Origin of the sequence: Acidovorax sp. SUPP2539, from assembly GCF_030158975.1 — a bacterium.
In the GTDB taxonomy this organism is placed as follows: domain Bacteria; phylum Pseudomonadota; class Gammaproteobacteria; order Burkholderiales; family Burkholderiaceae_C; genus Paracidovorax.
Genome location: NZ_BQXJ01000001.1, coordinates 1 through 10,286 on the forward strand (window position 1 = coordinate 1; position 10,286 = coordinate 10,286).

Annotated in this window: 10 protein-coding genes and 1 pseudogene; 9 read left to right on the forward strand and 2 right to left on the reverse strand. The window is 60.0% G+C overall.

The window, feature by feature from the left end; all coding sequences use genetic code 11:
• The 9 genes and pseudogenes from AVTE2539_RS00005 to AVTE2539_RS00040 all read left to right on the forward strand — a co-directional run.
• Nucleotides 1–1,218, forward strand: a 1,218-nt coding sequence (locus AVTE2539_RS00005) for an RHS repeat-associated core domain-containing protein (protein WP_284407919.1), incomplete at its 5' end; no start/stop codon positions are given.
• A 9-nt stretch (nucleotides 1,219–1,227) separates the two neighbouring features.
• Nucleotides 1,228–1,557 (forward strand): Imm58 family immunity protein, encoded by a 330-nt coding sequence (locus AVTE2539_RS00010; protein ID WP_284407920.1) that lies wholly within the window; start codon nucleotides 1,228–1,230, stop codon nucleotides 1,555–1,557.
• Nucleotides 1,520–2,119: a hypothetical protein gene (locus AVTE2539_RS00015; protein ID WP_284407921.1), complete on the forward strand. Its 600-nt coding sequence runs from the start codon at nucleotides 1,520–1,522 to the stop codon at nucleotides 2,117–2,119. Before AVTE2539_RS00010 ends, AVTE2539_RS00015 begins: the two co-directional genes overlap by 38 nt.
• Complete coding sequence (locus AVTE2539_RS26280) at nucleotides 2,070–2,648, forward strand: RHS repeat-associated core domain-containing protein (protein ID WP_349817191.1); 579 nt, start codon at nucleotides 2,070–2,072, stop codon at nucleotides 2,646–2,648. The genes AVTE2539_RS00015 and AVTE2539_RS26280 overlap by 50 nt, the downstream gene beginning before the upstream one ends.
• A gap of 75 nt (nucleotides 2,649–2,723) precedes the next feature.
• A complete protein-coding gene (locus AVTE2539_RS00020) occupies nucleotides 2,724–3,134 on the forward strand; it encodes a CdiI-like immunity protein (protein WP_284407922.1) in 411 nt (136 codons plus the stop codon).
• Between the two features lie 43 nt (nucleotides 3,135–3,177).
• Nucleotides 3,178–3,465, forward strand: a complete 288-nt coding sequence (imm40, locus tag AVTE2539_RS00025; RefSeq protein ID WP_284407923.1) for an Imm40 family immunity protein — start codon at nucleotides 3,178–3,180, stop codon at nucleotides 3,463–3,465.
• An 18-nt stretch (nucleotides 3,466–3,483) separates the two neighbouring features.
• Nucleotides 3,484–4,434: pseudogene (locus tag AVTE2539_RS00030) on the forward strand (IS5 family transposase).
• Between the two features lie 396 nt (nucleotides 4,435–4,830).
• Nucleotides 4,831–5,073: a hypothetical protein gene (locus tag AVTE2539_RS00035; RefSeq protein ID WP_284407924.1), complete on the forward strand. Its 243-nt coding sequence runs from the start codon at nucleotides 4,831–4,833 to the stop codon at nucleotides 5,071–5,073.
• Between the two features lie 204 nt (nucleotides 5,074–5,277).
• Nucleotides 5,278–5,832, forward strand: coding sequence for a tetratricopeptide repeat protein (locus AVTE2539_RS00040; RefSeq protein WP_284407925.1), 555 nt, complete (start codon nucleotides 5,278–5,280; stop codon nucleotides 5,830–5,832).
• A 131-nt stretch (nucleotides 5,833–5,963) separates the two neighbouring features.
• Here the strand turns inward: AVTE2539_RS00040 and AVTE2539_RS00045 are convergent, their stop codons facing one another.
• Both AVTE2539_RS00045 and AVTE2539_RS00050 read right to left on the reverse strand, forming a co-directional pair.
• Entirely contained in the window at nucleotides 5,964–8,861 is a 2,898-nt protein-coding gene (locus tag AVTE2539_RS00045) for a response regulator (RefSeq protein WP_284407926.1), read from the reverse strand.
• 40 nt (nucleotides 8,862–8,901) lie between these two features.
• The gene (locus AVTE2539_RS00050; RefSeq protein ID WP_284407927.1) at nucleotides 8,902–10,248 is read right to left on the reverse strand and encodes an ABC transporter substrate-binding protein; all 1,347 of its coding nucleotides are present in this window, start codon (nucleotides 10,246–10,248) and stop codon (nucleotides 8,902–8,904) included.
• Nucleotides 10,249–10,286: the final 38 nt, after the last annotated feature.

The window sequence follows — 10,286 nt, forward strand, 5'->3', positions numbered from 1 at the left end:
GCGCAGACCACCAACGTCAGCTACAACCACGACGCCACCGGATCGATCACCAGGAAGGGCGACAGCTACCTGCACTACGGCGTGGACGGCCGCATCGCCAAGGCGGGGCCGAACGCCGACCCGGCCAACGCATTGGCCGTGAGCTACACCTACAACGCCCTGGGCCAGCGCGTGTTCAAGAGCGATGCGAGGTTGTCCGGGGCCAACAACCCGGCCATCACCCAGCAGACGGTCTATGCGGAGGACGGTATCGGCAGCACCGTGCTGGGGCAGTACGGCAGCAGAAGGAGCAGCGACAGCGCGGCACCGGCGGGCGAGATGGACAGCACCGAGGTCATCTACCTGCCCACCGCGAACGGGCCGATGCCCATTGCCGCGCAGATCAACGGCAGGCTGTATGCCATCGATGCGGACCATCTGAACACGCCGAGACGCCTGACGAACACGCAGGGCCAGGTGGTGTGGCAATGGCTGATCACGGGGTTTGGGGAAGCGAACCCGACGACGGGAGCGACCAACTACTCACAAAGTGGGCAGGGCAGTGCAGCCTATGCGGAAGCCGTGAAGTTCGACCTGCGGTATCCGGGGCAGGTGTTTGATGAGGAGACCCAACTGGCCTATAACCTGAATCGGTACTACGACCAAGGGTCTGGGCGATACATCCAGGCGGACCCGATTGGCCTAGAGGGTGGGTGGAACCGCTTTGGCTATGTGGGCGGCGATCCTCTGAATTTTATAGACCCTGAAGGGTTGGCTGCATGCACGGTATTGTTTCCGGATTACCCAATTGAATATGCGGACGGTAAGACAAGCACATGGCTAGGCGGGCATGGGGGAGTATTGGGATATGACGCAGCGGGCGTGACTCAATATTACGAATACGGGCGATATAGTCCCAATAGCCCGGGCATAGTGGGCGCGCGGCTTTCTGCGGATGATGGAAATATTCGCCGTGTTAGTGTGCCAAATCTTGTCATGGATAAAGACGGGCAACCAACCTCTCAGTCAGTTGATAATCTTCGCTTTGCTCTTTCGGAAAAATCGGGTAAAAATACGCGAGCCGAAATTACCTGTGATGCCAAGGCAGAAGAGAAAAAAGTGTATGATTATATTTTGAGTCTTGCAAATAATAAAGATCGTCCTAAATACAGTTGGAAGCCCTGGAGTTCTAATCAGTGCCGTACCTTTGCAAAAGGTGCCTTCAATGCTGGAAAATAAGAGATACATATGAAGCTAAAATTGATGATTTTTGCGCTAATGTTGGCGCTAATTGGTTGCGCTGTATTTGCATATTTGTGGATTGATCGCTCAATAACTCTAAATTATGTGAGGCAGAGTGGAGAGTCGAGTAACGAATCCAATCGCCGTTTGGAGAGATTATTGGAGGCTGCATGGATTGGGATGCCAGAAAAATCTGTTATAGATGAGTTGCAATTGCAAGTGATTAAATATCCAGCGGAGAGCATTGTAATAAAAAAAGAGGACGGGGTAGTTTGGTTTGGAGAGATACCATTCAATTTTGAGCACGGCCGGCTTAAAAGCGTTGGAGGGCATTGATGACAACAGTCTCACAGGACAATTGGGGCGTCAAGAACGGGGGGTGACGCTGGTAGAGTTGACTGCAAACTACACTTACGAAATCCTGAAACAGCGGGTGTTCAAGATTAGTGGGCGGATATCCGGGACTAACCCGGCCCTCAACCAGCTGGCCGTCTATACGGAGGATGGCATCGGCAGCACCGTGCTGGGGCAGTACGGCAGCCGAAGGAGCAGCGACAGCGCGGCACCGGCAGGCGAGATGGACAGCGCCGAAGTGATCTACCTGCCCACCGTGAACGGGCCGATGCCCATCGCCGCGCAGATCAATGGCAGGCTGTATGCCATCGATGCGGACCACCTGAACACACCGAGAAGACTGACGAACACGCAGGGCCAGGTGGCGTGGCAATGGCTGATCACGGGGTTTGGGGAGGTCAACCCAACGACCGGGGCGACCAATTACTCACAAAGTGGGCAAGGCAGTGCAGCCTATGCAGAAGCCGTGAAGTTCGACCTGAGGTATCCGGCAGGTGTTCGATCAGGAAACCCAACTGAACTACAACCTGCACCGGTCCTATGACCCGCCTTCGGGGCGGTACTTCCAGGCCGACCCGATTGGACTGGAGGGTGGGTGGAATCGCTTTGGGTACGTGGGAGGAGATCCCCTCAATGCGATAGATCCGCAGGGCTTGAACGCGGTTGTAATCGCGAACAGAGCCGCGGCATGGGTACAAGGTGCCTACTATCGGTATGGCCCAGCCATCACCGAATTCATTGCTGGGGCGTCTGGTGTCAACGGCGCAGTGGTTTCTCCGATGAGCCCATTGGTGGCGCAGATTCCGACTTCTGTCTCTAGGATGACTCCAGTCGCCAGAGCGGTAATTGAAAGAGTAGAGTCAGGGGGCTTTGTTCTGCTCAGACAGCAAGTCGCGCAATTACTTTGTCAAATGGTTTTTATACGGAAGGGTCGGTCTTTAAATTTTCTGATTATTACTACAACAAACTTTGGTCCACCGGTCGTGGAGCGCCATTTTTACAGGCTGAAGAAATATTTCTCACATCAAAGACGGTCACGCCCGATCGTATGGCGGGTTTTAATCGTTATGTAAACGAGGCATTTGAAATGATTTATAACCCGTCAACTAAGGAGGTTTGGCATCTTCAGCCTAATAGAAAGTAACGCAATGTTTGACGAATTATTTCGATCTGTTTATCTATTCCACATTTCAAAAGGAGGTTTGAAAGTTGATTGGGTGGAGGATGAATTTGGGTTTAATGCGGCTCGCGAGAAATCTATTAATTTCGATGGAGGTGAGCAGGAAGTTTATAAAGCCTTTTTCTCGGTTGAAAATCAGAGTAAATTTTATCTTCTATATTGCAGGATTAGAGGCGAAATGGTCGGCATTCCCTACTCTCAATGTGAAAAGATGATTGACATGTTGGCTTTTATGCAGGAGATTTTGGCCGCTGCACTTTGGAAATATAATCAGAAAGTTGAGGTGGATATGGAAAATTTTGCTAGGGAATTTGATCGTCTTGATGTTGAGGGTGAGCGTGTCCGATTGTATGAAAGTGTGCAAAAAAGAGGTGAGTAACTGGAGTTGTTATTAATTAATTGAGATTTCCATTGATTTTTTAATGAATGATTTGGTAAAAATTCCAGATAGTTTGGCTTCGATTTTTGAGCAAGAAGGAATTTCTCTTGGAAGCGAAGGGGTTGATGAAATGGCACTGCCCCTGCATGCTGCACTGGACGCTATTGCGATATTGCGCATATCTTGCACAGCAGCTAAAGGTGGCGAGGTTTGGGAGAAAGTCGGCGATAGATTCAAGCCTACTTATGATGGATGGAATTCCGAAAGAGAGGATTACTCAAGCGAAAGTGAATACATTGAGGCGGCTTTGTTGCACAAATCGCGATGCTGATGCCCGTAGACTGACTGCGTGACAGAGACGAAGAACAGGCAGCGGAGCAAGTACTGCACGACGAACTGGAAGGCGTACAACGCGGCGCTGAAAGCGCGAGGCTCGTTGACGATGTGGCTAGATGAGGGCATGCAGTGGTTTGGCACGCCGACCGGCAGGCGTGGACGCAGCCGGACCTTCTCGGACGCAGCAATCCAGTTCTGCCTGAGCATCAAGTGCCTGTTCGGCCAGCCCTTGCGACAGGCGCTGGGCATGGTGCAGAGCCTGCTGCGGCTGGCAAAGCTGGACTGGCCGGTACCTGACTTCAGCACTGTTTGCCGGCGCCAAAAGACCTTGCAGGTCGAACTGAGCTACCAGCGAACCAACTCGCCGCTTCAGTTGCTGGTGGACAGCACCGGCATCAAGTTCCTGGGCGAAGGAGAGTGGAAACGCAAGAAGCATGGCGCTGAATACCGGCGTGAATGGCGCAAGGTCCATCTGGGCATCGACGCGCAGACGCTGGAAATACGCGCCATCGAGGTGACCAGCAACGCCATTGGGGATGCGCCGATGTTGCCCGGGTTACTGGCTCAGATTCCCACTGACGAATCCATCGAAAGCGTCAGTGCCGATGGCGCCTACGACACGCGCGCCTGCCTGGACGCCATTGCCGAGCGGCACGCGATGGCGGTGATCCCGCCCCGCAAGAACGCCAGCCATTGGAAGAAGTCGAGTCCGGGCTCGGCGCATCGCAATGAGGCCATTCGGGCGTGCCAGCGCCTGGGTCGCGGCATTTGGAAGAAGTGGAGCGGCTACCACCGGCGCAGCCTTGTGGAGACGAAGATGCACTGCTTCAAGCGACTGGGCGAACGGGTGATCGCGCGCACGTTCGACCGCTAGGTTGTGGAGCTGCATGTCCGCGTGGCCTTGCTCAATCGGTTCAGTCAGATCGGCCGTCCTCACACCGTGTCGGTGGCTGCTGTGGCATAGGTCCGTCTGGGGTTGGGGTCATGCCGTCTGCAATTCGATTTGTGCAACAGAGCCCTGTTGCAGCAATAAATGCATGCAAACAAACGTTTGATTATTTATCTCCGCGTTTTACAAACTGGTCGCTGTCGACTAGTAATCCAATGACTGGTGAGCCAGGTTGTGAAGTGGAATGTGAAAATAAAAGTGGTAATAGAAAACAAACGAGGCGGTATGGGCCGGACGGATTTCCTGAAACGGACACTGACTGGGACCATAGTCACGGAGGCATCGGCTCTCCACATTCACACGATTGGAGTCGTCCATCTGACGGGAGTCGACCGACTCACGGAAACCGTGGGGAAGGGCGACCTTCGGTGCCAGGTGATCCAGGACTTGTTAAATAAATAAGAGGTAAAAATGATTTACTTGGCAATTACACCTGTGGGCTTAAAAGAAGCACTGCAATTAAAGAGTAATGGCGGGAGTCATCATATTTGGTGTGGCTCAGATTTGGTTTTTGATTTAATATCAATTAAAGATGTTTCGCAATTTAATTATCCTTTGATGGGTGCGAGTTTGGATATTATTGAGGGCGCGTTAGAGACAATTAGGGAGCACCATCCGGATGAGGTTGTGTGGGTGGAAGGCTGTTTGCGATAGTTGGATGAAAAGCCGCTATAAATGGTCCGCGCGATGAATTGCAGTGTTCAAGGTTTTATTAATGCATTGAACGCGGCAAGGCATTTAATTGCTGACCATTGGGTAATGGCTGTATCGAATTTATAAGGACCGCGAAATCAGTGCCGATCCATTTTTCAGAAGCGTCCTGGTGCTCGCCGAGTGATGCTTAGATCGAGTCAATTCATGGCAGCACTGCAGGCCTCCGACGAAAATCGTAGTGAAGAGGCACTTCGACTGATGGAGCAATGTGCAAAGGAGGGAGATCCCGTTGCGTGCTATTTCATGGCGCTTTGGTATCGCGATGGCGAAGGCGTTCTTGCGAGCGCGGTTCAAAGCGAGCATTGGATGCAGGAAATGCAACGGAGCGCTGAGTCCGACAATGCCGAGGCTCAATGGGAATTAGGACAGGCCCTTCGATACGGCAATGTCTTTCCTTGTGACGTCCGGCTTGCCAATTACTGGCTAGAGCGCGCCGCGGAAAACGGTTGGGGCGAAGCGCAACATCAGTTGGCGTGGTATCTGGAAACAGGGCAGTATGGCTATGCGGATGATAAGCAGATGGCCGAGCAGTGGTACCAACGTGCATTTGAGCAAGAGCATCCCGAGGCGCTTTACACATATGCCCTGCGCGAGTTCAAGGGCGGCAACATCACGGAGAAAGCGATTGAGTTGCTTAAGCGCGCGGCCGAGAAGGGGTTCAAGCAAGCGGAGCACGTCTTGCGTCAGCACACGCACTGAGCGGTGGCCCATGTGATGGAGATTTCCCTCATAAAGCGCTGAGCCAATGGATTGTTCGAATGCGAACGGCCTAGCCTTTAAACCCTTATGGAATGGTGTCAATGGCGATGCGATGGGGGTTCACACGCAACTCAAGGCCATTTCAACTCCTGGAGCCCAAGAGCCATCGCTTCCTCGGACCATCGAATAAGCGCATCCACCTGTATCCCATCCTTGGCATCCGCGGCCATCTCCAGCGCCCGGGTAATCCCACTCAACCGTTGCAACCCAAAACTCCCAACGGTGCCCCCCAACTCATGGACTTCCTGCCGCAGGCGGTCCCAGGCCTCGGCGCGGCGGGCGTCATGGATGCGGTCCATGCGCTGCTCGCAGTCGAGAATAAATCGGGTGACCAGCGCGTCGAAGCGGTCAGTGGTGAAAACACTGCGCAGTTCCTCCAAGGCCTTTTGATCGAAGAAAGCATCCGCACCCGCTTCGGTGGCCCCTTTGACGAGGGCCAGCAGAGCATGGTGGTCGTCGGCCTCTGCACTCGGTGATGTGAATGCCGTTGCAGGCGCCGGGGCAGCAGACGCCGAAGGTACCTCCTGCCCCCCCGGCACCAGCCACCGCGCCAGAGTGGCCCACAGCCTTTCCTCCAGCACCGGTTTGGCCAGGTGATCGTTCATGCCGGCCGCCCGGGTGCGCTCAATGTCCTGGCGCGCGGCGTTGGCGGTCATGGCAATGACGGGCAGGTGGGCGAAGCGCGGGTCCTGGCGCAGCGCGCGGGTGGCGGTAAGGCCGTCCATCACGGGCATCTGCATGTCCATCAGCACGGCGTCGTAGTGCGTGCCGTCGGGCGCTTCGTTCAAGCGGCGCAGGGCTTCGGCGCCGTCGCTGGCGGTGTCCACGTGCAGGCCGCCGGATTCCAGCAGGCCTGCGGCCACGAGGCGGTTGAGCTCGTTATCGTCCACCAGCAGCACGTGCAGGCCGGCCAGCGCCGCGGGGGCGCTCGGGGCGCGGGCGCCGCGCTCGCCCGGGGCGGGCAGGGCCGGGCGGGCGCTGCGCTGCACGCGGGCCGTGAACCAGAAGGTGCTGCCCGCGCCGGGCGCGCTGTGCACGCCGGCATCGCCCCCCATCAGCAGGGCCAGTTGCCGCGAGATGGCCAGGCCCAGGCCCGTGCCACCGAAGCGGCGGGTGATGGTGGCGTCGGCCTGGTGGAAGGCCTGGAAGAGGTGGGATTGCTGCTCGGCGGTGAGGCCGATGCCGGTGTCGCGCACGGCGCAGTGCAGCACCAGGTCGTCTTGCGCGCCCACGCCTTCGGCATGCGGGCCGTCGCCGGCCGGCGCGGAGGCGTGCACCGAGACGGTCACAGCGACTTCGCCCGCTTCGGTGAACTTGATGGCGTTGTTCACGAAGTTGACGAGCACCTGCCCGATGCGGTGCGGGTCGCCCAGCAGGTAGGGTGGCACGCCCTCGGCCACTGCCACGTGAAAGCGCAGGCCCTTGGCCTTGGCCTTGTCGTCGAACAGCTCCGACAGGTCGGCGAGCAGGGTGGGCAGCTCGAACGGCACGGTTTCCAGCACGAGGTGGCCGCCGTCGATCTTGGAGAAGTCGAGCGTGTCGTTGACGATGCCCAGCAGCCGGCGTCCGGCGCGGTACATCTGGTCCATGCGCTCGCGCTGCGGCGGCGCCAGGGCCTCGTCCTTGAGCGCGAGCTGGGCCAGGCCCAGGATGGCGTTCAAGGGGGTGCGGATCTCGTGGCTCATCACGGCCAGGAAGGTGGCTTTCTCTTCGGCGGCCTGGGCCAGCGCGCGGGCCTGGTTCTTTTGCTCGGTGACGTCCAGCCACACGCCGTTGAACAGCACGGCGCCATCGGACAGGCGCCGCGCGGTGGCCAGGGTCTTGAGCCACCGCGTGCGGTCGCCGTGCGCCACCTCGACGTCGAAGTCCAGCGGCTGCAAGGTGCGCAGGCTGTGCTCGAAGCGCTCGCGCAGCGCGTCCTGTCCGGACGGCGGCAGGCCGTAGGTCTGCTCCACGGGGCCTTCCAGGCGCAGCAGTTCGTGCGCGGGGCGGCCCTGCAGTTCGGCGGCCTTGTCGCTCACGAAGAGAAAGCGCTGCCAGCCATCGGGGCGCACGTGCATCTGGAACACGGCGCCCGGGATGGCGCCGGTCAGGTCCACGAGTTGCTCGGACAGGCGGCGTGCTTCGGCGCTCGCGGCCACCTCGATGGCCAGGCGGTCGGCGCGCTGCATGCTTTCCTTGAACACCTGCAGCGCCTTGGCCATGGTGCCCACTTCGTCGCGCCGCTCGGTGCCGGTGACGGTGTCGTCGTATTCGCGGTCGGTGAGCCGCTCCATGTGCCGCGTGAGCCGCAGGATGGGGCGGGAGATCTGGAAGACGGCCACCCAGGACGACAGCGCGATCACCAGGGCCAGGCCGATGCCCACGGCCAGCGCGGTGGTCAGGATGGTGTCGCGCGTGACCTGTCCGAGGCGCACGGACGATTCCTGGAACTGCGTGACGGAGTCGTTGCGCTGCTGGTTCATGTCCTGCTGCAGCGCGCGCAGGGCAGGCTCGAACTCGCCGTGGATGATCTGCAGTGCCCGGTCGCCACGCCAGCGCGAGGCCGCATCGACGATGCGCGCGGCCAGCGCGAAGGCCGACGTGGCGCGCTGGCGGATGGACTGCAGCTGCGCGGCATTGGCGGGCACCAGGGCTTCGGTGGTGTCGATCTGCTGGTTGAACTGGGCCTGCAGCTGGGCCAGGCGGGTCAGGGCGGCGCGCATGGTGGCCTCGTCCTGTTCGGTCAGCACGGCATACACGAGGCGGCTCGATTCGCTCAGCAGCAGGGCGGCATCGCCGATGTGCAGCGCGCTCTGCGCCTCGCGCGCGATCAGCGCGTTGTACTGCTGGTCGATGCCGCGCATCTTGCTGGTGGCGTAGAGCATCGACGCCGTGGAGATGACGCCCATCAGGCCCACGAGAAAGACGATCTTTGCGGTGAGCGGCAGGTGGGAGAAGTACCGTAGAACGTACCGGGACGATGGCATGGTCGATCCGTGAAAGAAAAAGACAGATGGGGCGGGTGGGTCAGGGCTTGCGAGCGATCGCCGCGCGCAGCGCCGCCACGGCGCCGGGCGTGTCCAGCCGCCCCTGCAGGTGGCGGGTGACCACGTCGTACACGGCGGCCTTCACCGGGGAGGGGTGGGCATTGCCCATGGCGATGGAGCCCATGAGGGTGCGGCGCATGTTGGCGCCGCGCAGGTCCGTGATGGCGCCCTGGCCGCAGCGGTTGAACGGGGCCTGCTGCACGTCCACGCGCGCGGGCGCCGCGCCGGTGCGCACGTTCACGGCCACCTGCAGATCCGGGTCCATGAGGATGGAGGCGAAGCGCTCCTGCGCCGCGCGCTGGCGTGCGGGCTGCTTGAAGAAGACGAACTGGTCGCTGTTGAAGAGGTACATGCCCTGGGTGTCGGGAAAGCGCCAGCACTGGTAGTCGCGGTCGGGCAGCAGGCCCCGCACCTTGAACTCACCGTCCACCCAGCTGCCCTGCACCTGCAGCAGGGCCTGCTCGCCGGCGACGAGGTCGGTGGCCTGGTCCCAGCGGCGGCGCATGAAGCCCGCGTCCAGGTACCGCGCCAGTTGCCGCATGCGCTCGAAGATCACGGTGGTGACCGGGGCGTCGAGCGCGGTGGGGTCCAGGTCGAGAAAGGCGCGCCGGTAGAACGCTGCGCCACCGGTGCCGGCCGCGACCGATTCGAACAGCAGCGTGTGTTCCCACGCTTCCTTGCCGATGGCCAGCGGCTGGATGCCGGCGGCGCGGGCCTGGTCGAGCAGGGCGATCAGGTCGTCCCAGGTGTCGGGCGGCGTGGCGGCTCCCAGCCGGCGGGCCAGGGACTGGTTGACCCAGAGCCAATTGGTGGAATGCGCGTTGAACGGGGCCGCCACCCACTGGCCCTGCCATTTGGACAGTTGCTGGATCTCGTTGGGAACGACCTCGTCCCATTCCTCTCGCGCGGCGACGTCGTTCAGGTTCTCCAGCAGCCCGCGCCGCGCCCATTCGTGGATCTCGTAGCCGATCATCTGCGCGGCGGTGGGCACCCGCCCCGCGCGCACGCGGGCCGCCAGCACGTCGGTGTAGCGCGCGGTGCCGCTGCCGGGCGAGAAGTCTTCCTTCCAGGCCAGGCCCCGCTGGCGCGTGAAGTCGCGGATCGCGTCCATGCTGGCGCGCTCGCCGCCCGTCACCCACCAGTGGAACACCTCCACACCCGCCGGCTCGCTGCGGGCAGGCCCGGCGAGCGCGGCCATCCACGCCAGCCCGAGCCACAGCAGGGGGCGAAGCCGCCACCGCGCAACGGACCAGAGCGGTTGGGGGCGGGCGGGACGAAGGGTGGGTGCGCCGGCAAAGGGGAACGCGGCAACGAAGTCGGACAGCATGCCGGCCAGTGTCCGCGATGGGCCGCGCGGGAAAGCCG

Bases quoted from the DNA above. Each gene is read 5' to 3' on its own strand.
- AVTE2539_RS00010 (WP_284407920.1), top strand. From the start codon at position 1,228: ATGAAGCTAAAATTGATGATTTTTGCGCTAATGTTGGCGCTAATTGGT.
- AVTE2539_RS00020 (WP_284407922.1), top strand. From the start codon at position 2,724: ATGTTTGACGAATTATTTCGATCTGTTTATCTATTCCACATTTCAAAA.
- imm40 (WP_284407923.1), top strand. From the start codon at position 3,178: ATGAATGATTTGGTAAAAATTCCAGATAGTTTGGCTTCGATTTTTGAG.
- AVTE2539_RS00035 (WP_284407924.1), top strand. From the start codon at position 4,831: ATGATTTACTTGGCAATTACACCTGTGGGCTTAAAAGAAGCACTGCAA.
- AVTE2539_RS00040 (WP_284407925.1), top strand. From the start codon at position 5,278: ATGGCAGCACTGCAGGCCTCCGACGAAAATCGTAGTGAAGAGGCACTT.
- AVTE2539_RS00045 (WP_284407926.1), bottom strand. From the start codon at position 8,861: ATGCCATCGTCCCGGTACGTTCTACGGTACTTCTCCCACCTGCCGCTC.
- AVTE2539_RS00050 (WP_284407927.1), bottom strand. From the start codon at position 10,248: ATGCTGTCCGACTTCGTTGCCGCGTTCCCCTTTGCCGGCGCACCCACC.